This is a genomic window from Pseudomonas sp. R3-41 (genome assembly GCF_054161485.1).
The window spans coordinates 3,703,663-3,730,401 of the sequence record NZ_CP096421.1 but is presented as its reverse complement, the minus strand read 5'-3'; the positions used below and the strand labels follow the sequence as shown (position 1 = coordinate 3,730,401).

Here is a 26,739-nt window from a genome sequence, read left to right as displayed (position 1 = left end):
GGTTTATGCACGGTCTCATGATGCTGTAATAAATCCGTGATGCAGCGTTGCACCCAGGCTTCCAGAACGGCGCAACTGCTTGCCCCTCATGACCTCAACCATCACTCAGGACTGCACTCATGAGCTTCCTTCGCCCCAAGTTCATTACCTTTGACTGCTACGGCACGTTGACCAACTTCCAGATGGGCACCATGACGCGCGAGCTGTTCGCCGATCGGGTCCCTGCCGAGCAGATGGACCAGTTCGTCAAGGATTTCTCGGCCTATCGCCTGGACCAGGTGATGGGTGACTGGCGGCCATATGATGAAATCCTCAAGACTGCCTTGTCCCGTGTCTGCAAACGCTGGGGCGTCGAATACAAAGGCGAAGGCCAGCTCTACTACGATGCCGTACCGACCTGGGGCCCCCATGCTGATGTACCGGCAGGCCTGTCGAAAATCGCCGACAAGATCCCCCTGGTGATTTTCTCCAACGCGATGGACGAGCAGATCATGTCCAACGTCGACAAGCTCGGCGCGCCTTTCCATAAAGTCTTCACGGCTCAACAAGCCCAAGCCTACAAGCCGCGCCTGGCCGCCTTCGAGTTCATGCTCGATAACCTCGGCTGCGGGCCGGAAGATGTCCTGCACGTGTCCTCGAGCTTCCGTTATGACCTGATGCCGGCCGACGACATGAAGATCAAAAACAAAGCGTTCGTGGCTCGCGGTCATGAACTGCCTGGGAACGTGGGCTACAGCTACCACCAGATCCCGGACATCGGCGGATTGGCCGGTCTGGTCGGTCTCTGAGTCTCTTGGCACTCTTCAAGGCATAAGGGGTTAGACATGGGCAGTGAGTCTTACTGGCTCGATACCGCACCGGCATTCACCGGTGCCCAGCTCGGTGCGTTGCCCGGGCAGGTCGACGTGGCCATCGTCGGGGGTGGTTTCACTGGCCTGGCCGCGGCCCGGGCCCTGGCCTTGAAGGGCGCCAATGTGGTGGTGCTGGAAGGCGGGCGGGTCATTGGCGAAGCGTCGGGACGCAATGGCGGCCAATGCAATACCGGCGTTGCCCAGGACTACGCGGCACTGAGCGCCAGCCTCGGCGCCGATAAAGCGCGCGCCTATTACCTGGCCTATGAAAGCGCCGTGCAAAGCGTTGTCTCGCTGGTGGAGCAGGAGCAGATTGCCTGCGACCTCAAGCGCAATGGCAAGCTCAAGCTGGCGGCCAAGCCCCTGCATTACGAAGGCTTGGCGCGCACCTGCGAATTGATCCGGCGGGAGGTCGATGCCGAGGTCGAGTTGCTGTCTGCCCAGGAAACCCGCGCTGAAGTCAATTCGGCCCAGTTCCATGGCGGCTTGCTGCAGCGCAACGGCGTGCAGATGCATGTCGGGCGCTTCGGAGTCGGGTTGGCCGAAGCCGCAGCCCGTCATGGCGCGTTGATCTTCCAGGGTGTATCCGTCACGGACTGGAAAGCCAGCGCCGGTGGCTATCGGGTCAATACCACCAAGGGTTCGCTCCAGGCCACGCAGGTCCTGCTGGCCACCGGCACCTCTCAGCAGGGTGGGTTGGGCTGGTATCGGCGGCGGATCGTACCCGTGGGCAGTTTCGTGATCGCCACCGAGGTGTTGCCCCAGGCGCTGATCGACAGCTTGCTGCCGGCCCATCGCTCCTATGTCACCAGCCGCATGATCGGCAACTACTTTCGCCTGACGCCGGACAACCGCCTGCTGTTTGGTGGGCGTGCGCGGTTCGCCATGTCTGACAGCGTGTCGGATGCCAAGAGCGGCAAAGTCCTGCATGCGGCGATGGTGCAGATGTTCCCGCAGTTGGCTCACGTGAAGGTCGATTATTGCTGGGGTGGACTGGTGGACATGACCTCCGATCGGCTGCCCCGGGCCGGCCAGCACGGCGGCATTTATCACTCCATGGGCTACAGCGGCCATGGCGTGCAGATGTCGGTGCACATGGGCCAAGTCATGGCCGACGTCATGGCAGGCAAGGTCGAGGCCAACCCTTGGCGCGAGCTCGATTGGCCAGCCATCCCCGGACATTTCGGCAAGCCCTGGTTCCTGCCCCTGGTCGGTGCGTATTACCGCCTTCAAGACTATTTGCATTGAGTTGCGGGGGACGCTTCACGTTTCAACACATTGCGTTAATCGCGAGCCATCGAGCCTTATCACTTCCGAAAGGTAGAACTGACATGACTGACAAGAAAAACAGTATCGACACCCAGCTGATAACAGGTACGGAAAGTCTGCGCATCTTCGAAGGGCTCAATCGCGGCATGTCGCGCCGCAATGCTTTGCAAATGCTCGGATTGGCCGGGGTGACGGTGGCGGGCGCGGGTAGCCTGTTCGGCGCCGCCGGCAAGTTGTTCGCCGATGAGCAGGCCGCAACCCCTGGCAAAGGCAAGCCTGGCGGTCGCATCCGTGTCGCAGGCTCGACCAGCTCCACCGCCGACACCTTGGACCCGGCCAAAGGTTCGTCGTCCACCGACTATGTGCGCCATTACATGTTCTATAACGGGCTGACGCGTTTCGACAGCCACATGGTGCCGCAACTGGAACTGGCCGAGCGTATCGAAACCACCGACGCCACGCTCTGGGTGATCAGCCTGCGCAAGGAAGTGACCTTCCACAATGGCAAGGCACTGACCGCCGCCGACGTGGTGTTTTCGTTGTTGCGGCACAAGGACCCGATCACCGGCTCCAAGGTCTTGCCGCTGGCGTCGCAGTTCGCCGACGTCAAAGCCGTCGGCACCCATGAAGTGCAGATACAGTTGACCGGCCCCAACGCTGAATTGCCGTCGGTGCTGGCCGTTTCTCACATGCTGATCGTTCCCGAAGGCACCAGCGATTTCAGCCAGGGCGTCGGTACCGGTCCGTTCAAGGTCAAGGAGTTCAAGCCTGGGGTGCGTTCCATTGGCGTTCGCAATACCAATTACTGGAAACCCGGCTTGCCGTACCTGGACGAAATCGAATTCATCGGCATCGCCGACGAATCGTCGCGGATCAACGCCCTGTTGTCGGGGGACGTGCACATCGTCAACGAGGTCAACCCGCGTTCGACCACTCGCATCAAGGCCAGCGCCAAGCACCAGGTCATTGACTCACCGTCGGGCAACTACACTGACTTGATCATTCGTCAGGACCAGATGCCTGGCAAAAGCCCGGAATTCACCCAGGCCATGAAGCTGCTGCTGGATCGGGAACAGATCAAGTCAGCGATCTTCCGGGGTTACGCCAGGGTCGGCAACGACCACCCGATCGCCCCCGGCGCACGCTTTTACAACGCCGAGTTGCCACAACGGGCCTACGATCCGGAACAGGCCAAGTTCCTGCTCAAGAAGGCCGGCATGGCAGACATCAGCATGCCGCTGATGTGCTCGCCAGCGGCGACCGGCTCGGTGGACGTCGCGGTGTTGCTGCAGCAGTCCGCCAAGGAGGCCGGGCTCAAGCTCAACGTCAACCGCCTGCCGAGCGATGGCTATTGGTCCAACCACTGGGCCAAGCACCCGCTGAGCTTTGGCAACATCAACCCACGGCCGAATGCCGACATGCTGTTCTCGCAGTTCTTCCAGTCGAGTGCACCGTGGAATGAATCCGGCTGGAAAAACGAACAGTTCGACCAACTGTTGATCCAGGCCCGCGGTGAAACCGACGAGGCCAAGCGCGGCAAGATGTACGGCGACATGCAAGTGCTGGTGCATGAGCACTGCGGTATTGGCGTACCGGTGTTCATCAGCAACATCGATGGCGCCGATCAGCGGGTCAAGGGTTATGGCGCCAATCCCCTGGGCGGTTTCATGGGCTACATGTTTGCCGAGCAAGTCTGGCTGGACGCCTGATGAACGTCGGGTTTGGGCCATATTGCATGAGGGTCGGATGATGAATAGCAACACACTCTGGTTGATTGGCCGCCGCCTGGGGGCGGCGGTCGTGACCTTGTTGATTGTCTCCATGGTGGTCTTCGCCATCACGGCGGTACTGCCGGGAGACGCGGCGCAACAGGCGCTGGGGCAGTTCGCCACGCCAGAACAGGTGGCGGCCCTGCGGACGAAAATGGGTTTGGACCAGCCCGGTGTGTTGCGATACCTGCACTGGCTGACGAGCCTGCTCAGCGGTGACCTGGGCATGTCGATGTCCAACGCCATGCCGGTCATCGATCTGATGGCCGGCCGGGTCCCCAACACGTTGATGCTGGCGGCTGCCACCGCGTTGGTGTCGGTGCCTGTGGCCTTGGCCCTGGGCATCGGTTCGGCCATGGGCCGGGGCGGGCGCATCGACAGCTTCCTGAGTTTTTTCACCTTGACCATGGTGGCGGTGCCGGAATTCCTGGTCGCCACCTTGGCGGTGCTGATCTTCGCGGTGAACCTGGGCTGGTTGTCGGCGCTGTCCTACGCCAGTGACATCACCTCACCCTGGCAATTCATGCGCACCTACGCATTGCCGGTCATGACGCTGTGTTGCGTGATTGTCGCGCAAATGTCGCGCATGACCCGGGCGGCGGTGATCGATCAGCTCGACAGCCCTTACGTGGAAATGGCCCGGCTCAAAGGCGTGAGCAATATCCGCATCGTACTTCGGCATGCCTTGCCCAATGCCATCGGCCCCATCGCCAATGCCATCGCCCTGAGCCTGTCCTACTTGTTGGGCGGGGTGGTGATCGTCGAAACGATCTTCAATTATCCCGGCATCGCCAGCCTGATGGTCGATGCCGTGACCAACCGCGACATGGCTCTGGTCCAGGCCTGCACCATGTTGTTTTGTACGGCGTACCTGGCGTTGGTCTTGATTGCCGACCTGTGCGCGATACTGTCCAATCCGAGGCTGAGAAACCAATGAACAACCTCATTGTGAAGTCCCCGACGGCGGCCGTTGCGCTGGGGTTGGGCAAAGACGCCCACGCCAAGTCCTGGCTGGGCCTGGTCGGTGCTGCGATGTGTGTGATCTGGTTGCTGGTGGCCATCTTCGGCCCGTGGCTGGCGCCACATCCGGTGGGGGAGGTGGTCTCCGACAACGTGTTCGACAGCCTCAGCGCCACGTATCCGTTAGGCACCGATTACCTGGGCCGCGACATGCTCAGCCGGATCCTCGTCGGCGCGCGCTTCACCGTCGGCCTGGCGTTGGTGGCCGCGGTGTTGTCCAGCACCCTGGGAACCAGTCTGGCATTGCTGTCGGTGGTGTCGCCCAAGTGGCTGGATGAGTTGATCAGTCGCCTGATGGACGCGTTCATTTCGATCCCCAGCAAGATGCTCGCGCTGATCATGGTCTCGGCCTTCGGCTCTTCGGTCACCTTGCTGATCTGCACGGCGGTGTTGAGCTACACCCCCGGCGCCTTCCGCATCGCCCGCAGCATGGCGGTGAATATCGAGGCCCTGGAATACGTGCAAGTGGCCCGTACCCGGGGCGAGCGTCGCCTGTACATCGCTTGCGTGGAAATCCTGCCGAACATCCTCAACCCGGTGCTGGCGGACCTGGGCCTGCGCTTTGGTTTCATCGTGCTGCTGCTCAGTGGCATGAGTTTCCTGGGGCTGGGCGTGCAACCGCCAGATGCCGACCTGGGCTCGCTGGTGCGCGAGAACATCGGTGGGCTCAATCAAGGGGCACCGGCCATCGTGATTCCAGCACTGGCCATCGGCACCCTGACCATCGGCGTGAATCTGTTCATCGACCGGTTGTCGTCGCGACGTAGCCGACGTTCGGGAGGTCATTGAAATGAGCGAGTTGATTCGAGTACAGGACCTGCGCGTGGTCGCCTGTGGCGAGCGTGGTGAGGTGGACATCGTCAAGGGCGTCAGCTTCTCCCTGCAAAAGGGTGAAGTGTTGGCGTTGATCGGCGAGTCCGGTTCCGGCAAGACCACCATCGCCCTGGCGCTGCTCGGTTATGCCCGGCGCGGGTGTCGGCTGGCGGGCGGCGTCGTGCAAATCGGCGAGCATGACATGCTGGCGTTGGGCGAAAGCCAGTTGCAGAAGTTGCGCGGCAATCGGGTCTCCTATATCGCCCAGAGCGCCGCCGCGGCGTTCAACCCGGCGAAAAAACTGATCGATCAAGTGGTGGAGGGCGCGCTGATCCATGACTTGGGTAGCCGGGCCGTGCTTGAGGCCAAGGCCATCGAGTTGTTCCGCGACCTGGCCTTGCCAGACCCTGAGCGCATCGGCCAGCGCTATCCCCACCAGGTGTCCGGCGGACAATTGCAACGGGTGATGGCGGCCATGGCGCTGATCAGCGATCCGTTGCTGGTGGTGCTCGACGAGCCGACCACGGCCCTGGATGTGACGACCCAGATCGATGTGCTGCGGGCCTTTAAACGGGTGGTGCGTGAACGGGGGGCCACGGCCGTCTATGTGTCCCACGACCTCGCCGTCGTGGCGCAGATGGCTGACCAGATCGTCGTGCTCAATGGCGGCGAAATCTTCGAACACAGCGCCACGGCGCCTTTGCTCAAGGCTCCGGCCCACGAATACACCCGCAGCTTGTTGGCAGCGGCGCGGCCGGACACGACGATCCGTCCGCCGAGCGACATCGCCCAGGACACGCCACTGCTGACTATCCAAGGGCTGACCGCCGGCTACGGCAACAAGAACGCCCAGGGCATGCCAGCGATTCGGGTGTTGGAAGACATCGACCTGACGGTTCGCCGAGGCCAGGCCATTGGCGTCATTGGCGAGTCGGGTTCTGGCAAATCGACCCTGGCACGGGTCGTGGCCGGATTGCTGGTGCCGGCCCTTGGCGGGCTGACCTTCGATGGCCAGCCCCTGGGGGGCAGCCTGTCGTCGCGCACGAATGAGCAGTTCCGACGCATTCAAATGGTCTTTCAGAATGCCGACACTGCCCTCAACCCGATGCACAGCATCAGCACGATCCTGAGCCGTCCGCTGAAGATGTACTTCGGCCTCAAGGGCGCGGCGTTGCGCGAGCGTATCGGCGAATTGCTGGACCTGGTGCGTTTGCCGCGCACAATGGCGGACCGGCGGCCGAACGAACTGTCCGGCGGCCAGAAGCAACGGGTCAACCTGGCCCGGGCCTTGGCGGCCAAGCCGGACCTGATCCTCTGCGACGAAGTGACCTCGGCGCTGGACACCGTGGTCGGCGCGGCGATTCTCGAACTGCTGCGCGATCTGCGCCAGCAACTGGGAGTGTCCTATCTGTTCATCAGCCACGACATTTCCACCGTGCGCGCCTTGTGCGACGACATCGTGGTGATGTACAGCGGGCACAAGGTCCAGGCCGGTAGCCGCCAATCCTATGCCGAGGCGCCGTTCCATCCATATACCGACCTATTGATCCATTCCGTACCGGAGCTGCGCCAGGGCTGGCTGGAAACCTGCGGCGCAACGACTTGCCAGACGCTGCCGCCCGTTGGCCCGAAAGCCAGCGTGCCCGGGCTGTGTACCTTCCTCAGTCGCTGCCCGGTGCGGGTAGACGGGCTGTGCAATTGCGTCGCGCCGCAGCGGCGGATGATTGTCGGCGGCAGCGAAATCCTCTGCCATCACGACAGCGCCGAACTGATGAAAACCCAGCAATCGAACAATCTGACCGTGGCGGCGTACGCATGAAACCCCGTGTATTGGAGATTCTCAAGCGGCTGATGGCCTTCGATACCGTCTCTTCGGAATCGAACATGGCCTTGATCGAGTACGTACGCGATCTGCTGCTGACCAAGGGCATCGAGTCGCTGATCGTCCAGGATGAAAGCGGCCAGAAAGCCAATCTGTTTGCCAGCACCGGACCCCGGGACGTGCCGGGGGTCCTCCTGTCCGGTCATACCGACGTGGTGCCGGCGGCGGGGCAGGCCTGGACTGTCCCGGCGTTTGAGGCGACGGTGCGGGAAGGGCGGATCTATGGTCGGGGCAGTTGCGACATGAAGGGTTTTATCGCACTGGCCATCGACGCCATGCTCGATGCCAGCGAACAGCCATTGAGCCGGCCATTGCAACTGGCGTTGTCCCATGACGAAGAGATCGGGTGCGTGGGGGTGCGTCGTTTGCTCGATGTGCTGCACCTGGCACCGGTTCGGCCGTTTCTGTGCGTCATCGGCGAGCCGACCAATATGCAGTTCGTGCTCGGGCACAAGGGCAAGGGTTCCTACCGCACCTACTGTCGCGGCCTGGAAGCGCATTCCTCACTCGCACCGCGTTCGGTCAATGCGATTCACGTGGCCTGCGATTTCATCGCCGCGCTGCGCCAGAGCCAGCAGCAGTTGCAAGAGCAGGGGGCACGGGATACCGATTACGATGTGCCCTACAGCACCGTGCATGTCGGCCAGATTGTCGGCGGCAAGGCGCTGAACATCGTGCCCAACCTGTGCACCCTGGATTTCGAAGTGCGCAACTTGCCAGCGGACGACCTGGACGGGTTCCTCGAACAGATGCGCGAGCGGGCCGAACTGATCGTGCGCGAAGCCAAGAAGCTCTCCAGCGTGGCCGCGATCGAAATCGAGACCTTGAATGTCTACCCGGGCCTCGATACCCATCCGAGCGTCGACGCGGTGCGTTTCCTGAAAAACTTTGCCGCCCCGGACACCGGCACCGCCAAAGTCTCCTTCGGCACCGAGGGCGGGTTGTTCAAGCAACGCCTGGACGTGCCGGTGGTGGTCTGTGGCCCAGGCTCGATAGAACAGGCGCACAAGCCTGACGAGTTCATCGAGATCAGCCAACTGGTCGCAGGCGAGCGTTTTCTGCAGGGGCTGTTGGGCTCGATGCGCATCTAATCGTGCCACGGTAAAGCCTGCCGTCGAATGCTGATTTTCAGCATTCGACGGCTGTAGGACCGGCGTTTTCAGCATCCTCATCCATGGCGACTCAATAGACTGGAGACTGTCTCAGAACAGGACTCCACGCCATGCTCAAGAATCGCCTGAAAGACCCCAGCCTGCTGGTAGAACTCGCTTACATCGACGGTCAATGGGTCGGCGCCGACAACGCCGAGACCCTGGACGTCATCAATCCGGCCACTGGCGAAGTGCTCGCCAAGGTGCCGGCGATACAAGGCAGCGAAACCCGGCGCGCCGTCGAAGCCGCCGACCGTGCCTGGCCGGCCTGGCGTGCACGTCCGGCGGCAGAACGGGCGGCGCTGCTGGATCGTTGGTATCAGGCCATGATCGACAACCTCGACGACCTGGCGTTGATCCTGACCTGCGAACAGGGCAAGCCGCTGACGGAAGCCCAGGGCGAGATTCGCTACGGTGCCAGCTTCGTCAAATGGTTTGCCGAAGAAGCCCGACGGGTCTACGGCGAAACCATCCAGGCCCCCAGCGGTGACCGCCGCTTGCTGACCCTCAAGCAACCGGTCGGCGTTTGCGCCGCGATCACCCCGTGGAACTTCCCCAACGCGATGATCACCCGCAAGTGCGCGCCGGCCTTGGCCGCCGGTTGCACGATCGTGGTCAAGCCGTCGGACCTGACCCCACTGTCGGCCTTGGCCCTGGCCGTGCTGGCCGAGCGGGTCGGCATTCCCGCCGGGGTGTTCAATGTCGTCACTGGCATGCCTGTCGGCATTGGTGAAGAGCTGACCGGCAACCCAACGGTGCGTAAGCTTTCCTTTACCGGTTCCACCGCGGTCGGTCGGCTGCTGATGCGCCAGAGTTCGGAGCACATCAAGCGCTTGAGCCTGGAGCTGGGGGGGAACGCGCCGTTCATCGTGTTCGACGACGCCGACTTGGAACAGGCGGTGGCCGGCATCATGCTCAGCAAATTCCGCAACGCGGGACAGACCTGCGTCTGCGCCAACCGAATCCTGGTGCAGGATGGGATCTATGAGCGCTTCGCCCAGCGCCTGGTGGAGGAGGTGGGCAAGCTCAAGGTCGGCGATGGCCAGGATGACGGCGTAAACATAGGTCCCCTGATCAATGCGGCGGCGGTCAGTAAGGTCGCTCGACACATCGACGAGGCCTTGAGCCAGGGCGCTCGTCTACTCTGTGGTGAGATTCCCCAGGGCGACAGCCAGTTCGTCCAGCCGACGGTGCTCGGCGAAACCCATGCCGGGATGCTGCTGGCCAACGAAGAAACCTTCGGCCCAGTGGCGCCGCTGATGCGCTTTGGCACTGAAGAAGAGGCGCTGGCCTCGGCCAACGCAACGCCTTATGGCTTGGCCGCGTATTTCTTCACCCAGGACCTGCGCCGCTCGTGGCGGTTCGGCGAGGCGCTGGAGTTCGGCATGATCGGTCTCAATACCGGGCTCATTTCCATGGACGTCGCGCCCTTTGGCGGGATCAAGCAATCGGGCCTGGGGCGTGAAGGCAGCAAGTACGGCCTGGACGAATTCCTTGAAGTCAAAGCCTTCCACATGGGTGGGTTGTGATCCGGTCAGCGTTTGAAGAGAGGAGGCACGGTTGATGAGCAAACCATTCAGAATCGCCGCGATTGCCGGCGACGGCATTGGCAAGGAAGTCTTGCCGCAAGGGTTGCGGGTATTGGAGCAGGCCGCAAAGAAATGGCAATTGGATTTGAGCATTGAAGTGCTCGACTGGGCCAACTGCGATTATTACCTGGAGCACGGGCAGATGATGCCCGACGACTGGTTCGAGCAGCTCAAGGACTTCGACGCGATTTATTTTGGCGCCGTGGGCTGGCCGGACAAGGTGCCGGATCATATTTCCCTGTGGGGTTCGCTGTTGAAGTTTCGTCGGGACTTCGACCAGTACGTGAATATCCGTCCGGTGCGGTTGTTTCCCGGTGTGCCGTGCCCGTTGGCAGGGCGCGAAGCCGGGGACATCGATTTCGTGGTGATTCGCGAAAACACCGAGGGCGAATATTCTTCGATTGGCGGCAAGATGTTCGAAGGCACCGAGCACGAGTTCGTGCTGCAGGAGTCGGTGTTCACCCGCCGTGGCGTGGACCGGATCCTCAAGTTCGCCTTCGACCTGGCCCAGACCCGGCCGCGCAAGCGCCTGACCGCGGCGACCAAGTCCAACGGCATTTCCATCAGCATGCCGTACTGGGACGAACGCACGGCCCTCATGGCGCAGCAGTACCCGGACGTCACTTGGGACAAGCAACACATCGACATTCTGTGTGCGCGCTTCGTGCTTCAGCCTGATCGTTTCGATGTGGTCGTGGCGTCGAACCTGTTCGGCGACATCCTGTCCGACCTCGGGCCGGCCTGCGCTGGCACCATCGGCATCGCGCCGTCGGCCAATCTCGACCCGGAGCGACGTTTTCCCTCGCTGTTTGAACCGGTTCATGGTTCGGCGCCGGATATCTATGGACGGAACATCGCTAATCCGATTGCGATGATTTGGTCTGGGGCCTTGATGCTGGATTTCCTTGGCAACGGCGATGAGCGTTATCGTGCGGCTCATGACGGTATTCTCAGGGCCATCGAGCAGGTCATCGCAGAGGGGCCGATTACGCCTGACCTGGGCGGGCAAGGTTCGACCCAGGAGGTTGGAGCGGCGATCGCCGCGGCGCTTTGAGCCGAGGCAACGCCCGGTATTGATTCTTGTTGTGTCACTCTTTAGCCCGTCTCACTGCGGGCTTTTTTTTGGGGCGCGTCCCAGGACGCAAACTACTCGACAGCCTTGTATATTTCGGCCAGGTCGCACAGGTCCCAATTTCCGCCCGTCAACACCACACAAACCTTTTCATCCGGCTTGACGTTGATTGCACCCGCCAACAAAGCCCCGATACCAATCGCTGCGGCGGGCTCGGCTATCAATTTTGCATCCTTGGCCAGGACACGCATACCTTCAATGATGTGCTCTTCCTCAACCAGAATGATCTCATCCACGTACCGCTCGATAATCGGGTATGGATTCTGCCCCGGGACGCTGATTCTCAACCCATCCGCGATGGTATTTTTCAGCGGTAGCGTCGTACGTTCTTTGTTTATCCTGCTCTGGTAGTACTTTGGCGTTAAGGCAGGCTCTACGCCGACTACGCGCACCGATGGCCTGGTTTCCTTGATGGCCGTGGCAATGCCCGAAATAAGGCCACCGCCGCCCATGGGGATGATGACCGTATCGACATCTTGCAGATCCTCCAGTATTTCGCAGCCGATTGTCCCCTGACCGGCCATCACCAAAGGATCTTCAAACGCGTGAACGACTGCATAGTTATTTTCTTCGGCGATTTCATACACTCTTTTCCATCTGGCAGCCGTGTCGCCATCGAAAAGAATCACTTGCGCTCCAAGCGCCATGGTATTGGCAATTTTGATTTTTGGAGTGGTAACCGGTAGCACCAATATCGCTTTCACCCCCAGCATTCGGGCCGCGTAGGCAAGCCCTTGGGCATGGTTGCCCGACGAGGTGGCAATAATGCCATTGGCGATCTCATCCCTGGGTAACGAAAGTGTCTTGTTCAGAGCACCTCGAATTTTAAAAGCCCCGGTAATCTGCAATGTTTCCGGTTTCAGATAGAGCTGGCAACCCACGGCAATCTCTATTTTTTCTGCACGTAATAGCGGTGTATGCCTGATGTGAGGTCTCAGCCGTTCCTGGGCTTCTTTTATATCGTTGATCGTTGGATAGTCACGCATAGTAATTACCTTTCCAGATCTTAGTGTTGAATGACTGAGTTCAAAGAAAACCAAAAAAAGTCCCGACGTTGTTCTCTAACGCGTTTCGGTAGATTTTTTCGGAGCTCGTGTTGTCCTGTATGGCCATGCCCGTAGAATCGAAAACAGTGATTTCCTCATCACTTTCCCTTCCGGGCTTTATGCCCAGCAATATCTCGCCGATCTCTCCATGGATATCGGACTTGACAATGATTCCCTTATTTAACGGATGCCACGTTTCACCTTTTTCGATGCATTGCGAAATCGAGTCATTCACGATTTTTGCATGCCTGAATATCGCGGGATCCAGCTCTTGTTTACCTTTTTGATCCGTACCAATAGCGATGATATGTGTACCCGGTCTTATCCAGCCCGCTTCGACAAGCGATCCTGTTCCACGGGTCGTGGTAATCAAGATGTCAGCTTGCTCGACAGCTTCTTTCTTCGAGTTCGCCACGATCACGGGAATGCCAAACTCACGCTCGATATCCACTTTATATCGGCAAAGGGCATCCGGATTTCTGCTCCACGCGTGGATTTCTTCAATGTCCATAACCTCGCGGATTGCCCGGATTTGCATTCGGGCCTGGTTTCCGGTGCCTATGGTTGTAATTTTCCTCGAGTTCTTTCTTGCCAGTACTTGTACCGAAATGGCTCCGGAGGCTCCGGTTCTGAGGTGGGTGAGTAAACTCCCATCCATGACGCAAATCAACGCACAGCTCCTCGCGTCAAACAGGAGAACAGTCCCCATGCTGTTAGGTACGTCGTGAGTTGCCGGATTGTCTATGAATCCTCCTGAAGAGGCCTTCATGGAGATCAGTTCATTGGTTTTACAATAACCAATCTTGAAATCGATTTCCCCACGAGGCGGCGGGAGGTGAATCCCGATATAGTCGGGCTGTACAACTTGCTCGCTGTTGAACGCTTTGTATGCCTGCGCCACAGCGTCTATGACTTCCTTCATCGATATCAAACTGGCAACTTCTTCTTTTGTCAGCAACAGTGTTTTCAATTTACGTTACCTCGCTGTGCTTTAAATCACGGGCATACGCTATACGGGCCTAATCACGCTGGCGGGAGAAAGAAGGTTTTCAGCTCTGGGAAGGGATCCAGGCGACCTTGAGGAAGAGATTCCGCTAAAGCGGATTTGAATAAAAACTTATGATTTTTTGGCCGACGCTTCGAGCGTGCGCGCCTGAGCGTCAATCGAGTCCCCGGGGGCTTCGGGACCGTGCTTATCCTCGTCCATGGATTTGCGAAATCCCCTGATCGTGTCCCCAAGATCCGTCCCCAGGCCTTTCAGGCGCTTGGTGCCGAACAGCAGGACCAGGATCGCCAGGATAATCAGCAATTTTCCGATACTGAAGCCACCTAATCCCATTGTCTTTACTCCGCGAGTGATGTGATCGGTATTGGGGTGGGCGCCGGCAGAGGACAACTCATCTGCCGGCGCTGATACGCTTCGGGTTACTTGCAGACGTAGAACTTGCGCACATAGACGCTGCTCTTCCAGGCGCAGGGAGCGCCTAGCGGTACGAACACCGTATCGCCCATGTTGACCGCCAGTTGGGTCCCGCCGGCGATCTGGAGAATGATGCAGCCCTCGATCAGGTGCATCAATTCATGCATCGTATGTGGCCGCGCCTTGCGGGTATAAGGGGTCGAATCCCAAATGCCGATGCGCAGGTTGGTCGCGTCCTCGACGAACAAGTTGTTCGAGCGACATTGTGGCGTCGGGCTCAGCAGGAACTCTTCACTCGGAGGCGTCGAAGGGGAGAGCAGGGTGTGCGGGGGGAGAGCGGTCAGCCCTATGTTGCCGGCTTCAACCGGTTGGATATCGGCACAGAATGCCCAGAGCGAACCCGGTTGCGCCTCGATCCGAACCGATGTGCCGCGGGCAATCACGGCGCTGTCACCCGGATTGAGTTCGAGCGAGTGCTCCTGGCTCTGCAGGGTGACGTGTCCCGCGTGGACAACAATCGTTTCGCTGTAGGGGTGGTCATCGGTGCTGAATTGCCCGCTCGCTTGGACGATGCCGGCAGCAATGTCATCGGTCCCGACATAAGCGATCTGCCGGTCGAAAGGATCGTTGGCGCCCAATGAGCCGCGGGTGAATGCCGTGGACGCGGGAGTGCCGTTGGCATGGGCCAGCAGCACGGCAGTGGGTTCTAGCATGAGGGTGTTTCTCCAGGAGAGTGGATGGTATAGCGGTGATGGAGGGGCGTCAGCCGATGGCCTGGGTCACCAGCGCAAATTGATGTACGCCGCCGCTGGCCTGGGGCGGGGTCCCGCGGACCATTTGGGCGACGGTGTCGACCTGTTTCAACCCGGCTTCTTCCAGCCAGGCACCCAAGCCGCTGTCGGGCAGTACATCCATGCGCACGAAAGCGTCCGGTACTTGCGCCAATAACACGGCGATCAAGTACCTGGCCTGCCCTGGATTTTCTGCCACGACCGGGCCGATGTAACGACCGCGGCCGAAGGGACGCAGAATGGCGAATCCGCGCAGTTGTCCATCGCGCTCGATGCCCACGACGTCGTCGACACTGTCGAACAGATCGTTGAGCACGGTATGCCTGTCCAGGCCGCTGCCGGCATTGGCGAGTTCGATCACCTCGTTTCGATCGGTGTCGGCCAGGCGGCGCAGGCGCTCACCGGATGGCAGGTCCGTGGAGGCAGGGGGCAATACGTTGCCCTGATGCTGCTGGATATGCCCAAAGTCAACGAATCCCTGGCTGGCATAAAGGGGCGCGCCGGCCAACGTCGCATTGAGCACCGCGGTCCGCGAACCGCACGCTTCGAGCGCCAGTTCCATCAATCTGCGCCCGATGCCCTGGCCCTGGTACTCATCGCTGACGATCACCAGGCCAATCGTGGCGTAATCACCCTGCGGGCAAGTGAACGCGGTACCGATCAGACGCCCTTCGTCCTCTACGACAAAGCCTTGGGAGACACGCTGCAGCATGGCCCAGTCTTCCAGACGGTGGGGCCATTTCAACTGCACGGACAAGGCATGGGCCGCCGCCACATCGGCAGCGGTCATGGGGCGGTAGGCATAGACAGGGCGTTGCGAGTTGGACATGACAGATCTCCATGGACAAGGGAGCGTGACCGGTCGGATTTCTCCGCTGAAAGTATGGGTATCTCACCTGCCGCCAGGCCTGACAAGAGGCCGGCATTGATTCGGTAGATTGCATAAGTTGCGGCTTCACGCGCCGCAGTTATTGCTCAAATCCGCAGCCGGCCCAGCAGCAAATATCAGCGTCTTTTTTGTCGGTGCTTATGCAGACGCATGGGCTGCGCGGGTCAATAACGTCGCTGGCGATCAATCTGGCCGAGCATCGATTCGCCGCGTTGATGCCGACGGATATTTTCCAGCAGCACGCCAAAGGCGCTTTCGGGTTGGGTCATCGCCGCGATATGCGGCGTCAGCACTATCTGAGGATGTTGCCAGAACGGGTGATCCGGTGCGGCCGGCTCCTGTTGCAGGACGTCGAGCACCGCGGCACTGAGTTGACCGCTGGCCAAAGCCTCGAGCAGGTCCGCTTCTATCAGGTGCCCACCGCGGCCCATGTTGACCAGGGCCGCGCCCTGGGGCAGGTGTCTGAACAATTGACGGTTGAGAATCCCTTGGGTCTGCTCGGTCAATGGCAAGACACAGATCACGATGTCGCATTGGCCGAGGAACGCCGGGAGTTGTTCGTTACCGGCAAAGCAATCCACGCCAACGATAGTGTGTTCGCTGCGTGCCCAGCCGGATAAGGCGAAACCAAAGGTCTGCAAGGTGGCCAGGATCTGCTGGGCCTGCATGCCAAGCCCCATGACACCGACCCGACGCTGGGCCGCCGGTTGCAGCAAGTGCGCCTGCCAGCATCGGGCGAGCTGTTGCTGGCGATAACGGAGCATATCCCGGTGCAGGCTGAGCACGGCGAAACTGGCGTACTCGCACATGCCCCGGGTGATACCAGGATCGAGTAGACGCACCACCGGCAGGGACATCGGCAGGCGATCAAGGTCGAGTTGGTCGACCCCGGCCGACAACGCGAACAGCACTTCAAGGTTCGGCAACAGTGCTTCGAGGTCATCCGGCGCCTGCCAAGCGGCGAGGTAGCGAATGTCCTTCGGATCGCCGATGTCCGGCCAGGCACGCCATTCGATATCCGGCGCGTGCTCGGCGAACAGACGCTTCCATTGTTCGCCGCGTACCGGGTCGGCTTTATAAAGCAGGGCCATGGGTCACTTCTCGTAAAGGATAGGGAACATCCAGCATGCCCGAGTGGTAAAGCAGGATGTATCAAAAGAGCCTGCGTAATCCGGCGACACTGCGTTGTATGGGGCGTTTGCCGGCAGATTCCATGGGGCTGGAGGCGGCTGAAGGAATCTGCTGTTTGCCAGGGTGAAAACAGTCGATCCGAATTTCCCAGAGGCCAAGTTCGGCTTAGACAATTGCGTCGAACGCTTAACCTGTGGAACACATCGCAACCGTTTCCCGGTTGCCTGGTTCACTGTGGGAGATGCCATGAACAGTAAAGTCGAAGAAACCCCAAGCTTGCTCCGTCAACGCGATCAATTCGTGCCACGGGGTCTGGTCACCGCGCATCCGCTGGTCATCGACCGGGCCCAGGGTGCCGAGCTGTGGGACGTGGACGGGGCGCGCTATCTGGACTTCGTCGGCGGCATTGGCGTCTTGAACATTGGCCACAATCACCCGAAGGTGGTCGCGGCGGTGCAGGCCCAACTGCAGAAGGTCAGCCATGCTTGCTTCCAGGTCGTGGCCTACAAACCCTACCTCGACCTGGTCAAGCGCCTGTGCGAGCTGGTGGGTGGCGAGCAAGCCTACAAGGCGGCGCTGTTCACGTCCGGCGCGGAGGCGGTGGAGAACGCGGTGAAGATCGCCCGCGCCCACACCAATCGTCCCGCCATCATTTCCTTCCGTGGCGGTTTCCATGGGCGTACCTTGCTGGGTACGACGCTGACGGGCATGAGCCAGCCCTACAAGCAGAATTTCGGTCCCCTCGCGCCTGAGGTCTTCCATACTCCGTACCCGAATGCCTACCGCGGTTTCAGCAGCGAAATGGCGTTGCAGGCCCTCAACGAATTGCTGGCGACCCAAGTCGCTCCGGATCGCGTTGCAGCGATCATCATCGAGCCGGTGCAGGGCGACGGCGGCTTCCTGTCCGCGCCGCCAGAGTTTCTCCAGGCGCTGCGGGCCCTGACCGAGCAACACGGCATCGTGCTCATCCTTGATGAAATCCAGACCGGCTTCGGCCGTACCGGCAAATGGTTCGGTTTCCAGCACGCCGGGATTCAGCCGGACCTGGTCACCGTCGCCAAGAGCCTGGCAGGTGGTTTGCCCATCTCCGGCGTAGTGGGGCGTGCGCACATCATGGACGCGCCCTTGCCCGGTGGCCTCGGTGGTACCTATGGCGGTAACGCCTTGGCGTGTGCGGCGGCGTTGGCAGTGATCGAAGCTTACGAACAGGAGCAGCTACTCGAGCGCGGCAAGGCATTGGGCGAGCGGCTGCGTCAGGGCCTGCTGCGCTTGCAGGCACGTCACCCACGTATCGGCGACGTACGCGGCACCGGCTTCATGCTCGCCATCGAATTGATCAAGGACGATGAGGCCCGCAGCCCCGACGCCGAACTCACCCAGCAACTGATCGACCAGGCAAGGGTAGGCGGGCTGTTGGTGATCAAATGCGGGGTGTACCGCAATGTCCTGCGCTTCTTGGCTCCCTTGGTCACCGAAGAAAGCCAGATCGACGAAGCACTGAACATTCTTGAAGCAGCTTTGCTACGCGTGTTGGATTAATCTCAGGTCTCGGTCGGCACCTGTAACGAGGTGCTGACCGAGGGCATTTAGCGCAGATGGATTGATGAATGCATCATGGGAGGCGACACATGCACCTGACTGAATATCGCGCGCTGCTGATCGATTGCGACGAAGTCCTGGTCGATAGGGACTCCGGTGTCTGGACGGCCCTGCAACCCTTGCTCGACAACCACCCGGGCACGCCAGACAGGGACGCGGTGTTGGCGGAATTCGACGCGGCGGTGCGCGGGCTTTATCCGCGTTTCTCCGAACTCGGCTTCAGTGGTTTGTTGTGCTTTGCCCATCGTCAACTGGCAGAGCGCCTGGGGCTCAAGGTCAGTTGGGAGGAGGGCATGAGCTTTGCCCGTTCTGCAGGCAACTGGCCGCTGTTCGAGGACGCGCCCGGCGCGATGTTGTACCTGCGCAAATTCTATCGGTTGCTGGTGTACTGCGACCGCGATGCCGAGGATCGCGAGCCCCTTTGCGAGCGTTTGGGAATTCCTCCCGAGGACTTGCATTCCCGAGCGAACAATCCTTTGGAAGATGAGGCATGGCTGCAGGCGAACGCGCTCAAGCCAGAAAACATCATGCAAGTGTCCAGGCCACCTGCACAAGCGCCAAAGTCAGCGGGCCTGTGCCTGATCCGCCGTGGCCATGAGCCTGATAATCAAGAATATTCTGCCGATTTCTACATCACCAGCATGGCCGACCTGGTCGCTCAGCATCAGCTATCTTTGCGCCGTTGAATTTGCTAAAACCACTGTCAACCTGAAGACAACCGAGGGGTACACGATGGAAGGTTTAATAAAACTAGACCGAATTGATATCAGTATCCTTGTTGAACTTCAAAAGGACGGTCGAATGACCAACGTCAGTCTCGCCGATGCCGTGGGGCTGTCATCCAGCCCATGCCTGCAGCGCGTCAAGCGGCTTGAGTCGGCGGGTTATATTTCCGGCTACAGGGCTCATCTCAACCTGGCCAAGATCACTGACTCGGTCACGGTCTTCACTGAAATCACGCTGAGCGACCACAAGCGCGAGGACTTCGCCAAGTTCGAATCCAATATCCGCTTGGTCGATGAGGTACTGGAGTGCCATTTGATCAGCGGCGGCTACGACTACCTCGTGCGTTTCATGACCTGCAGCATCCAGCATTATCAGGAAGTCATCGAAGGGTTGCTGGACAAGAACATCGGCATTTCCAAGTACTTCAGCTACATCGTCATCAAGTCCCCGGTGCTAAAGGATGGGGTGCCGTTGCGTAGGTTGTTGCGTCACTGATACATCCTGGCGGCAAACCGAGCTTTTGGACTGCTCACAAGCAACAAAAAAATTTGTGCTTGTAGAAAATTTATATTGATTTTTTTTAGGTGTATGCGGCTTTAGCATGAATATGGCCTAAGAAGCCCGGCAGACAGCGAACCCGTTGTCCGTTTGGAAATCAATAAAAATTGCAGCCCGGAGTCCCGATGAGTCTTTCTCCTTTCCACCTCGCAATCCCTGTGTATGACCTGGCCGCCGCACGCACATTCTACGGTGAAGTGTTTGGTCTTTCCGAAGGGCGCTCCAGCACCCAGTGGGTCGACTTCGATTTCTACGGCCATCAATTGGTCATTCATGAGCACCCTAAAACCGTTTCTCAAGAAAGCGTCCATAGCAACCCCGTAGACGGTCACGACGTACCGGTGCCTCATTTCGGGATCATTCTGGAATGGGCACAATGGGAAGCGCTGGCCGAGCGCTTGAGAGCCTTCGACACCAAGTTCGTCATTGAACCCTACATTCGATTCAAAGGGCAGGTGGGGGAACAGGCCACCATGTTCTTGTTCGACCCCTGTGGTAATGCACTTGAATTCAAAGCCTTCAAGGACATGAGTCAGCTCTTCGCAAAATAAATCTACGGCTTTTTCAGAACCTGCTCGGTAATCAGCCGAATCAATAACTTTACCGGCTCGGTGAGGCTACGGCGTGCACGATGAACCAGGCCAATATCGCGATGAAAGGTGCGCTGATTCAGGTCGATGGGGCGCACCCCGGCAGGCCATTCATGGTGGGGTGTGGTTTCCGGCACCAAGGCCACGCCGACTCCGTTTGCCACGAGCTTGATGATCGCATCCAGCTCATCGAGCTCGCAGACTTCATGCAATGGAATATGGGTTTCTCGCAAAAAGCGATCAACTTGGCGCCCGCCGAAAGATGAACGGTCGTACCGAATGAAGGACTGGCTTGATAACAACTCCGCCCAGTCGTCCCCCGGCATATCGGCAGGCACGATCAAGCGGTACGGTTCACGGGCCAATGTTGTCCAGCGCAGATCACTCTGCAGTGAGAAAGGCGGGCGGATGATCGCGGCCATGTCGATTTCACCTGAATCGACCTGGTTCACCAGTTCCATCGAAAGACCGGGGACCACTCGCGTCCTGCACTGCGGGGAGCGTTGGTGGAATTGCGCGAGCGCTTGCGGCAAGAAGGAGCGTTGAACGGAGGCAATCGCACCCAGGGTGATCAACACATCGGCCGGAAGGCCCACCGATGTTGTCCCCAGGCTCTGGAACTGGCGCACCAATTCCTGGCCCTGCAACAGAACTTGATGCCCCATGCGGTTCAGCTGGGCGGAGCGTCCCTTACGGTCGAACAATTCAACTCCGAGCTCCGCTTCAAGCCGTTGCATCTGCGCGCTGACAGCGGCTTGGGTAAGCCCAATCTTGTTGCCCGCCGCAGCAAAGGTGCCTTCTCTTGCCACCGCTATAAGTGTTTTCAGTTCTTTGATCATTCAAAAATAATAATGTTGTTTCGATGGGAGACATATTTATTTTTTTGTAGCAGCCATACGTCCGATGGTGGGCCATTTCAGCTGCGCCCATCGGTGCGGCTGCACAAAAGGGAGCATTTGCTCCCTTTGCCATTCGATTTTCATAAAAACGTAACACAACTGTTGCAGAGTTCTCCGGCCCGTCATCACAAGGAATTTCTTTCAATGAAAAGTTTGATGAAGTCTGCTGCGCTCGCCGTTACGCTTTCTCTTTGTGCCACTTCGGCGACCTTCGCTGCAGAGAACGTCCGTCTGACGGGTTCCGGCGCGAGCTTCCCAGCGCCGATCTACCTGACCTGGTTCAAGGATTTCAGCAAGAAATCCGACGGCGTCACCGTGGATTACCAGTCCAAGGGCAGCGGTGCGGGCGTCCAGGACTTTTTGAATAAAACCGTTGATTTCGCCGCCAGCGATTCGGCGATGAAAGACGAAGACATCGCCAAGGTCGCCGAAGGCGTGCAGTTGCTGCCGATGACCGCTGGGGAAATCGTCCTGGCCTATAACCTGCCGGGCAATCCCAAGGGCCTGAAGTTGCCACGGGATGTGTATTCCAACATCTTCCTCGGCAAGATCACTCGCTGGAACGATCCGCAAATCGTGGCGGCCAACCCGGACCTGAAACTGTCCGATACGCCGATCACGGTTGTCGTGCGTGCTGATTCCAGCGGCACCACCGCGGTATTCACCAAACACCTGGCGACCATCAACCCAGACTTCAAACAGGCGCTGGGGGAGGGCAACACCGTCAACTGGCCGGCCAGTGACAAGTTCATCAAGTCGCCGAAGAACGATGGTGTGACCGCTACCGTGCGCCAGACCCCGGGCGCGATTGGCTACATCGAATACGGCTTCGCCAAGCTCGCCAAGGTTGACTTCGCCCAGTTGCAGAACAAGGCCGGCCAATACGTCGTGCCAAACGCCGAGAGTGGTGCCGAGGCCCTGGCGGCGGTGAAGATGCCAGAAAGCCTGGTGTCCTGGTTGCCTGATCCAGACGGCGCCAAGTCGTACCCGATCACGTCCTACACCTGGATGATTTTCCGCAAGGACAACGGCAATCCGGCCAAGGCGAAGGCCATGCGTGAAATGGTCGAATACAGCCTGACCGAAGGCCAGAAAATTGCCGACTCGATGGGGTACATCCCGTTGCCGGCATCGGTTGTCGATCAGGTTCGCAAAGCTTCCGCCAACATTCAGTAACGCCTGAGGCCTCTCCCGGTGTGGCATGTCAGCCAGGCTGGGAGAGCTTTCCCCCTGTTCCGGAATTAGCCAATGAACACTCCCTTTGTCGTACCGGTTAATCCAGATTCTGCCTGCCAGCCACCGTCCGCGAAGGACTTCCTGGTGGATCGCACCTTTCGTGCGATTGCTCGCATAGGGGTGGTCCTGGTTCTGGCGCTGGTGTTTGCCCTCGTGTTCGAGGTCGGACGCAAGGCGCTTCCCGGCATGGAAAAGCACGGGTTTGATGTGCTGCTCGGCACTGTCTGGGACGTTAACCAGGGTAAATACGGCATCCTGCCGGCTATCTGGGGCACGCTCTACAGCGCCTTTATCGCGTTGCTGATCGCCGGGTTCTTCGGCGTCAGCATGGCGATTTTCCTGACCCAGGATTTCCTCCCCCCCAAGCTCGCCGCCATTTTTCGCACCATCGTCGAATTGCTCGCGGCCATCCCCAGCGTCGTCTACGGCCTGTGGGGGATCTACGTGGTGATCCCGGCGATTCGGCCGCTGACCACCTGGTTGAACAGTGAGTTGGGCTGGATACCGTTCTTCGGCACGTCCTTGAGCGGGCCGGGGCTGCTTCCCGCGGCGTTGGTGCTTGCCATCATGATCCTGCCGACCATTGCCGCTGTTTCGCAGGATGCGCTCACGGCCGTACCGATGAAAACCAAGCAGGCTGCCTACGGCATGGGCACCACCCATTGGGAAGCGATTCTCAAGGTCATGGTGCCGTCCGCCGCCACCGGCATCTTCGGCTCCCTGGTGCTGGGCCTGGGGCGTGCGCTGGGTGAAACCATGGCACTGGCCATGCTGGTCGGCAACGCGAACAACATTTCCCTTTCGCTGTTCGCCCCGGCCAACACCTTGGCGGCCTTGCTGGCGTTGAACTTCCCCGAGGCCGGACCGAACGAGATTGAAGTCCTGATGTATGCCGCGCTGGTGCTGATGTTCATCACGTTGATCGTGAACGTCTTCGGCTCCTTGATCATGATGTATGCCCAACGGGGTAATAAGTGATGACCGATCTCACTGCTGCAACAGACTTGACGGCTCCAGCAGGCGCGATGCCCAGCCTGCAGCGCAAGTTCGAGGGCCGTGCCCTGCGCAGCCTGATCTTGACCACACTGGTCTGGAGCGGGGCGCTGCTGGCCAGCGTGCCGTTGATTTCCGTGCTCTACATGCTGATCACCCGCGGCGGCGCGCGCCTGAACCTGGAAGTCTTTACCGAACTGCCGCCGACCGGTTTCGAGATGGGCGGGGGCTTCGGCAACGCGCTGGCCGGTACGTTCGTGATGGTGGGCATCGCGGCGGCAATCGCGGTGCCGGTCGGCATCATGGCGGCGATTTTCCTGGCTGAACTGGGGCCGGACAGCAAGCTGGCGAATGCCGCGCGCTTTGCGGCCAAGATGCTCACGGGGCTGCCGTCGATCCTGGCCGGGGTGTTTGCCTACGCCTTGGTGGTGATGACCACCGGTACTTATTCGGCACCGGCGGGCGGCGTCGCGCTGGCGGTACTGATGCTGCCTATCGTCGTGCTGACGGCGGAAGAGTCGATGCGGATGGTGCCCAAGATCATGAAGGATGCCGCCTATGGCATGGGCTGCACCCGCTCGCAGGTCATCTGGAAAATCATCTTGCCCACCGGCATGCCAGCGATCCTGACCGGCGTCATGCTGGCCGTGGCCCGTGCCGCGGGCGAGACAGCGCCGTTGTTGTTTACCGCGCTGTTCAGCAACTACTGGATCTACCACCAGGGCAGCCTCGAGGTCATGAACCCGACGGCATCGCTGGCAGTACTGATCTACAACTTCTCCGGCATGCCGTTTGACAACCAGCTTGAGCTCGCATGGGCGGCCTCCCTGGTGCTGGTGATGATCGTGTTGGTCGTGAACATCATCAGCCGTATTTTCGGCAAGCCCAAGTATTAAGAACGGGAGCATCTGATCGTGAACGTATCCACTGCGCAAATAGCCGCTCCGTTTGTCACCCAGGCCCCTGTCGTCATGGACTGCAAACTGGACAAGATTTTCTACGGTAACTTCATGGCGGTACGTGACAGCCATGTGCCGATCGAAAAAAACAAGATCACCGGCTTCATTGGGCCTTCCGGCTGTGGCAAGAGCACCGTGCTGCGCAGCCTCAACCGAATGAACGATCTGGTGAAAGGTTTCCGTTTCGAGGGCCACGTGCACTTCCTTGGCCAGGACGTCTATGGCAAGGGCGTCGATCCGGTGGTCGTGCGCCGCTACATCGGCATGGTGTTTCAACAGCCCAACCCATTTTCGATGAGCATCTTCGACAACGTCGCGTTTGGCCTGCGCCTCAATCGCTACAAGGGCGATATCGGCGATCGGGTCAAACATGCCCTGCAAGGCGCCGCGCTGTGGGATGAGGTCAAGGACAAGCTCAAGGTCAGCGGCCTGTCGCTGTCCGGCGGCCAGCAACAACGACTGTGCATTGCCCGCGCCATCGCCACCGAGCCGGAAGTCCTGCTGCTGGATGAGCCGTGTTCGGCGCTCGACCCGATCGCTACCCGGCGGGTCGAAGAGTTGATGGTCGAGTTGAAGAAGGACTACACCATCGCGCTGGTCACCCACAACATGCAGCAAGCCATCCGCGTCGCTGATACCACGGCGTTCTTCTCGGTGGATATTTCCCAGGGCACGCGCACCGGCTACCTGGTCGAAATGGGCCCGACGACGCAGATTTTCGACAACCCTCGTGAACAGATGACCGGCGACTACATCAGCGGCAAGTTCAGCTGAGTCCACTTCCGGTCAAGGCCGTATACCTGCAGAAGCCAAATGGATTTGGCGGGCATCCGGTAGACATTTACCAAGCGTTTCCAAGGAGCACCAATGCCTGCTACGCACCGCCTTGATTTGCCTGCGATTGAACGTGCACTGCGGGAAGTGCAAGAGCGCTTCGCCGCGCTGAGCCAGCACTTCACGGAGCCGCGCGATCCCTTGACCGACGAGGTGCTGCACAATGTGCTTGAAGGTTATGCGCTGGTTGACGACTATGTTGCCCGCGGCGTTGATCTGTTCGACCTCCAGCAACTGAACCTGATGCTCGAGATCAACGCCACGGTGCTCTGTGGCCGAGACCCGGCGCGCCGCTTGGAGTACGCCCAGCACCTGGCCGCGACCGAGGCGCATTTCTTCAACAACGTTGAGGGAGGCATCAAGGACTTGTACAACTGGTATTGTGCGTACCGCAGCGAATCCGTCTGGAAGCGTGCGGCTGGCGTCTATGTGCGCATTCTCAGCAAGCCGCAGTTGTTCATTGAAGGCAACAACCGCAGCGGGTCGCTCATCGTCAGCTACCTGCTCATGCGCGCGGGGTTGCCGCCTTTCGTGTTGACGCTGGAAAACGCCGAGGGCTACTTCAACCCCTCATCAGTCATACGCAACTCTGCCAAACATGGAGTCAAGGCGTTGTACGAATTGCCCAAGATCAAGAAAAAATACGCAGCTTTCCTGGAAGAGCAGGCGCCTGACCCGATGAAGTTCTTTCTCAAGGGCAAGCCGTCGTCCTTCTCTCTAGGTGGCCATTGATGGGCAGGTATATGGCGCTCGCCAAATGCAAAACCGTCGGTAGCCGGGTAGGGCAGGCCATCCGCAGTGCTGTCCCGCTGCAAATGTCCAGGCGCCAACGCATCCGCATTTCGTTTGATATCGATGACACGCTCGCCTGCCAACTCCACCACTGCGAAGTTGAACACAGCAGGCTGCCGGCCAGTGTCCATCGTTGGTTGGGTGAACCGTTGCGCAGGGGCACACGTTCCTTGATCCGAGAGCTGCGCCGCCAGGATTGCAGCATCTGGGTCTATACGTCGTCCGGTCGCACGCCGTCCTACATCCGGCGTTGGTTGTTGCTGTACGGCATCCGCGTCGACGGCGTGGTCAACAGCGTGCTGCACAACCGCGCGCTGGCGGTCCATGGGCTGTCGAATACGCCCTCGAAATATCCGCCAGCGTTCGATATCGACTTGCACGTCGATGATTCCGAAGGGGTGCAGATTGAAGGTGATGACCATGGCTTTCGGGTAGTCGTGGTGCATCCGGAGGATGAGGGTTGGACGCATAAAGTGCTGGATGCGGTCGCCGTTGTCCAAGCGCAGCTGGCTTGGCAGCAGAGGCCTGTGCAGCGAGCTTCGTTGCGCCGGGTGCCGACTATTTAGCCAGTGAGTGATTCCGTACCGCGTGCCGTCTATACAAGCTTGCTGACTTGGCTCCATGGGATGTTGAATCGACCCAGAAACTTACGGATACGATCGGAATCATTAGGCGATGCCTTGGCTGATCGGCTCTGTGAAAAGAGCTTGCGACCGGCGTCCGCCTGACTTGTCGCTGTGCTGCACACCTTCAAGACCGACTCCAGTTGAAGGCGATCGAACAGATCGATCTCAAGACCT

Annotated in this window: 26 protein-coding genes; 19 read left to right on the top strand and 7 right to left on the bottom strand. The window is 59.6% G+C overall.

What is annotated here, in order from left to right:
- Positions 1-119 precede the first annotated feature (119 nt).
- From M1D99_RS16480 to M1D99_RS16440, 9 genes are all read left to right on the top strand, one after another.
- Positions 120-788 (top strand): haloacid dehalogenase type II, encoded by a 669-nt coding sequence (locus M1D99_RS16480; protein WP_250963811.1) that lies wholly within the window; start codon positions 120-122, stop codon positions 786-788.
- A 36-nt stretch (positions 789-824) separates the two neighbouring features.
- A complete protein-coding gene (locus M1D99_RS16475; protein ID WP_411384670.1) occupies positions 825-2,099 on the top strand; it encodes an NAD(P)/FAD-dependent oxidoreductase in 1,275 nt (424 codons plus the stop codon).
- Between the two features lie 83 nt (positions 2,100-2,182).
- Positions 2,183-3,829: an ABC transporter substrate-binding protein gene (locus M1D99_RS16470; protein ID WP_434570408.1), complete on the top strand. Its 1,647-nt coding sequence runs from the start codon at positions 2,183-2,185 to the stop codon at positions 3,827-3,829.
- Between the two features lie 40 nt (positions 3,830-3,869).
- Positions 3,870-4,826 carry an ABC transporter permease gene (locus tag M1D99_RS16465; protein ID WP_186728398.1) on the top strand — a complete coding sequence of 319 codons (957 nt, stop codon included), beginning with the start codon at positions 3,870-3,872 and terminating at the stop codon, positions 4,824-4,826.
- Complete coding sequence (locus M1D99_RS16460) at positions 4,823-5,698, top strand: ABC transporter permease (protein ID WP_207965653.1); 876 nt, start codon at positions 4,823-4,825, stop codon at positions 5,696-5,698. Before M1D99_RS16465 ends, M1D99_RS16460 begins: the two co-directional genes overlap by 4 nt.
- 1 nt (position 5,699) lies before the next feature.
- On the top strand, positions 5,700-7,541 hold the full coding sequence (locus M1D99_RS16455) for an ABC transporter ATP-binding protein (protein ID WP_434570406.1): 1,842 nt from the start codon (positions 5,700-5,702) through the stop codon (positions 7,539-7,541).
- On the top strand, positions 7,538-8,695 hold the full coding sequence (gene argE, locus M1D99_RS16450; protein WP_434570404.1) for an acetylornithine deacetylase: 1,158 nt from the start codon (positions 7,538-7,540) through the stop codon (positions 8,693-8,695). The genes M1D99_RS16455 and argE overlap by 4 nt, the downstream gene beginning before the upstream one ends.
- Before the next feature lie 131 nt (positions 8,696-8,826).
- On the top strand, positions 8,827-10,284 hold the full coding sequence (locus tag M1D99_RS16445) for an NAD-dependent succinate-semialdehyde dehydrogenase (protein ID WP_434570402.1): 1,458 nt from the start codon (positions 8,827-8,829) through the stop codon (positions 10,282-10,284).
- Between the two features lie 34 nt (positions 10,285-10,318).
- The gene (locus M1D99_RS16440; RefSeq protein WP_411384665.1) at positions 10,319-11,398 is read left to right on the top strand and encodes a tartrate dehydrogenase; all 1,080 of its coding nucleotides are present in this window, start codon (positions 10,319-10,321) and stop codon (positions 11,396-11,398) included.
- Positions 11,399-11,490: 92 nt separating this feature from the next.
- Here M1D99_RS16440 and M1D99_RS16435 read toward each other — a convergent pair whose 3' ends face one another.
- The 6 genes from M1D99_RS16435 to M1D99_RS16410 form a co-directional block, all read right to left on the bottom strand.
- Positions 11,491-12,462 carry a threonine/serine dehydratase gene (locus M1D99_RS16435; RefSeq protein ID WP_434570400.1) on the bottom strand — a complete coding sequence of 324 codons (972 nt, stop codon included), beginning with the start codon at positions 12,460-12,462 and terminating at the stop codon, positions 11,491-11,493.
- 40 nt (positions 12,463-12,502) lie between these two features.
- Entirely contained in the window at positions 12,503-13,492 is a 990-nt protein-coding gene (locus M1D99_RS16430; RefSeq protein WP_434570398.1) for an ornithine cyclodeaminase family protein, read from the bottom strand.
- A 147-nt stretch (positions 13,493-13,639) separates the two neighbouring features.
- Positions 13,640-13,861, bottom strand: coding sequence for a twin-arginine translocase TatA/TatE family subunit (gene tatA / locus M1D99_RS16425; protein ID WP_411384662.1), 222 nt, complete (start codon positions 13,859-13,861; stop codon positions 13,640-13,642).
- 86 nt (positions 13,862-13,947) lie between these two features.
- A complete protein-coding gene (locus tag M1D99_RS16420) occupies positions 13,948-14,655 on the bottom strand; it encodes a cupin domain-containing protein (protein ID WP_434570396.1) in 708 nt (235 codons plus the stop codon).
- A 49-nt stretch (positions 14,656-14,704) separates the two neighbouring features.
- Positions 14,705-15,562 carry a GNAT family N-acetyltransferase gene (locus M1D99_RS16415; protein ID WP_434570394.1) on the bottom strand — a complete coding sequence of 286 codons (858 nt, stop codon included), beginning with the start codon at positions 15,560-15,562 and terminating at the stop codon, positions 14,705-14,707.
- 224 nt (positions 15,563-15,786) lie between these two features.
- Positions 15,787-16,713, bottom strand: coding sequence for a 2-hydroxyacid dehydrogenase (locus M1D99_RS16410; RefSeq protein ID WP_434570392.1), 927 nt, complete (start codon positions 16,711-16,713; stop codon positions 15,787-15,789).
- A 286-nt stretch (positions 16,714-16,999) separates the two neighbouring features.
- Here M1D99_RS16410 and gabT point away from each other — a divergent pair, with 286 nt between their 5' ends.
- From gabT to M1D99_RS16390, 4 genes are all read left to right on the top strand, one after another.
- Positions 17,000-18,292: a 4-aminobutyrate--2-oxoglutarate transaminase gene (gene gabT, locus M1D99_RS16405; RefSeq protein WP_434570390.1), complete on the top strand. Its 1,293-nt coding sequence runs from the start codon at positions 17,000-17,002 to the stop codon at positions 18,290-18,292.
- 89 nt (positions 18,293-18,381) lie between these two features.
- A complete protein-coding gene (locus M1D99_RS16400; RefSeq protein WP_434570388.1) occupies positions 18,382-19,038 on the top strand; it encodes an HAD family hydrolase in 657 nt (218 codons plus the stop codon).
- Between the two features lie 46 nt (positions 19,039-19,084).
- Complete coding sequence (locus M1D99_RS16395; protein ID WP_008146530.1) at positions 19,085-19,573, top strand: Lrp/AsnC family transcriptional regulator; 489 nt, start codon at positions 19,085-19,087, stop codon at positions 19,571-19,573.
- Between the two features lie 188 nt (positions 19,574-19,761).
- A complete protein-coding gene (locus M1D99_RS16390) occupies positions 19,762-20,187 on the top strand; it encodes a VOC family protein (protein WP_434570386.1) in 426 nt (141 codons plus the stop codon).
- Between the two features lie 2 nt (positions 20,188-20,189).
- Here M1D99_RS16390 and M1D99_RS16385 read toward each other — a convergent pair whose 3' ends face one another.
- On the bottom strand, positions 20,190-21,065 hold the full coding sequence (locus tag M1D99_RS16385; protein ID WP_434570384.1) for a LysR family transcriptional regulator: 876 nt from the start codon (positions 21,063-21,065) through the stop codon (positions 20,190-20,192).
- 204 nt (positions 21,066-21,269) lie between these two features.
- Here M1D99_RS16385 and pstS point away from each other — a divergent pair, with 204 nt between their 5' ends.
- The 6 genes from pstS (at position 21,270) to M1D99_RS16355 (ending at position 26,505) form a co-directional block, all read left to right on the top strand.
- A complete protein-coding gene (gene pstS, locus M1D99_RS16380; protein WP_434570382.1) occupies positions 21,270-22,301 on the top strand; it encodes a phosphate ABC transporter substrate-binding protein PstS in 1,032 nt (343 codons plus the stop codon).
- A 72-nt stretch (positions 22,302-22,373) separates the two neighbouring features.
- Positions 22,374-23,339 (top strand): phosphate ABC transporter permease subunit PstC, encoded by a 966-nt coding sequence (pstC, locus tag M1D99_RS16375; protein ID WP_186705614.1) that lies wholly within the window; start codon positions 22,374-22,376, stop codon positions 23,337-23,339.
- Complete coding sequence (pstA, locus tag M1D99_RS16370; RefSeq protein ID WP_186705613.1) at positions 23,339-24,250, top strand: phosphate ABC transporter permease PstA; 912 nt, start codon at positions 23,339-23,341, stop codon at positions 24,248-24,250. The genes pstC and pstA overlap by 1 nt, the downstream gene beginning before the upstream one ends.
- Before the next feature lie 75 nt (positions 24,251-24,325).
- A complete protein-coding gene (gene pstB, locus M1D99_RS16365; RefSeq protein WP_025214260.1) occupies positions 24,326-25,087 on the top strand; it encodes a phosphate ABC transporter ATP-binding protein PstB in 762 nt (253 codons plus the stop codon).
- Between the two features lie 93 nt (positions 25,088-25,180).
- Positions 25,181-25,879 (top strand): hypothetical protein, encoded by a 699-nt coding sequence (locus M1D99_RS16360; RefSeq protein WP_434570380.1) that lies wholly within the window; start codon positions 25,181-25,183, stop codon positions 25,877-25,879.
- Positions 25,879-26,505, top strand: a complete 627-nt coding sequence (locus tag M1D99_RS16355) for a hypothetical protein (protein WP_434570378.1) — start codon at positions 25,879-25,881, stop codon at positions 26,503-26,505. The genes M1D99_RS16360 and M1D99_RS16355 overlap by 1 nt, the downstream gene beginning before the upstream one ends.
- Positions 26,506-26,739 lie beyond the last annotated feature (234 nt).

Bases quoted from the DNA above. Each gene is read 5' to 3' on its own strand.
- M1D99_RS16480 (WP_250963811.1), top strand. From the start codon at position 120: ATGAGCTTCCTTCGCCCCAAGTTCATTACCTTTGACTGCTACGGCACG.
- M1D99_RS16475 (WP_411384670.1), top strand. From the start codon at position 825: ATGGGCAGTGAGTCTTACTGGCTCGATACCGCACCGGCATTCACCGGT.
- M1D99_RS16470 (WP_434570408.1), top strand. From the start codon at position 2,183: ATGACTGACAAGAAAAACAGTATCGACACCCAGCTGATAACAGGTACG.
- M1D99_RS16465 (WP_186728398.1), top strand. From the start codon at position 3,870: ATGAATAGCAACACACTCTGGTTGATTGGCCGCCGCCTGGGGGCGGCG.
- M1D99_RS16460 (WP_207965653.1), top strand. From the start codon at position 4,823: ATGAACAACCTCATTGTGAAGTCCCCGACGGCGGCCGTTGCGCTGGGG.
- M1D99_RS16455 (WP_434570406.1), top strand. From the start codon at position 5,700: ATGAGCGAGTTGATTCGAGTACAGGACCTGCGCGTGGTCGCCTGTGGC.
- argE (WP_434570404.1), top strand. From the start codon at position 7,538: ATGAAACCCCGTGTATTGGAGATTCTCAAGCGGCTGATGGCCTTCGAT.
- M1D99_RS16445 (WP_434570402.1), top strand. From the start codon at position 8,827: ATGCTCAAGAATCGCCTGAAAGACCCCAGCCTGCTGGTAGAACTCGCT.
- M1D99_RS16440 (WP_411384665.1), top strand. From the start codon at position 10,319: ATGAGCAAACCATTCAGAATCGCCGCGATTGCCGGCGACGGCATTGGC.
- M1D99_RS16435 (WP_434570400.1), bottom strand. From the start codon at position 12,462: ATGCGTGACTATCCAACGATCAACGATATAAAAGAAGCCCAGGAACGG.
- tatA (WP_411384662.1), bottom strand. From the start codon at position 13,861: ATGGGATTAGGTGGCTTCAGTATCGGAAAATTGCTGATTATCCTGGCG.
- M1D99_RS16420 (WP_434570396.1), bottom strand. From the start codon at position 14,655: ATGCTAGAACCCACTGCCGTGCTGCTGGCCCATGCCAACGGCACTCCC.
- M1D99_RS16415 (WP_434570394.1), bottom strand. From the start codon at position 15,562: ATGTCCAACTCGCAACGCCCTGTCTATGCCTACCGCCCCATGACCGCT.
- M1D99_RS16410 (WP_434570392.1), bottom strand. From the start codon at position 16,713: ATGGCCCTGCTTTATAAAGCCGACCCGGTACGCGGCGAACAATGGAAG.
- gabT (WP_434570390.1), top strand. From the start codon at position 17,000: ATGAACAGTAAAGTCGAAGAAACCCCAAGCTTGCTCCGTCAACGCGAT.
- M1D99_RS16400 (WP_434570388.1), top strand. From the start codon at position 18,382: ATGCACCTGACTGAATATCGCGCGCTGCTGATCGATTGCGACGAAGTC.
- M1D99_RS16395 (WP_008146530.1), top strand. From the start codon at position 19,085: ATGGAAGGTTTAATAAAACTAGACCGAATTGATATCAGTATCCTTGTT.
- M1D99_RS16390 (WP_434570386.1), top strand. From the start codon at position 19,762: ATGAGTCTTTCTCCTTTCCACCTCGCAATCCCTGTGTATGACCTGGCC.
- M1D99_RS16385 (WP_434570384.1), bottom strand. From the start codon at position 21,065: ATGATCAAAGAACTGAAAACACTTATAGCGGTGGCAAGAGAAGGCACC.
- pstS (WP_434570382.1), top strand. From the start codon at position 21,270: ATGAAAAGTTTGATGAAGTCTGCTGCGCTCGCCGTTACGCTTTCTCTT.
- pstC (WP_186705614.1), top strand. From the start codon at position 22,374: ATGAACACTCCCTTTGTCGTACCGGTTAATCCAGATTCTGCCTGCCAG.
- pstA (WP_186705613.1), top strand. From the start codon at position 23,339: ATGACCGATCTCACTGCTGCAACAGACTTGACGGCTCCAGCAGGCGCG.
- pstB (WP_025214260.1), top strand. From the start codon at position 24,326: ATGGACTGCAAACTGGACAAGATTTTCTACGGTAACTTCATGGCGGTA.
- M1D99_RS16360 (WP_434570380.1), top strand. From the start codon at position 25,181: ATGCCTGCTACGCACCGCCTTGATTTGCCTGCGATTGAACGTGCACTG.
- M1D99_RS16355 (WP_434570378.1), top strand. From the start codon at position 25,879: ATGGGCAGGTATATGGCGCTCGCCAAATGCAAAACCGTCGGTAGCCGG.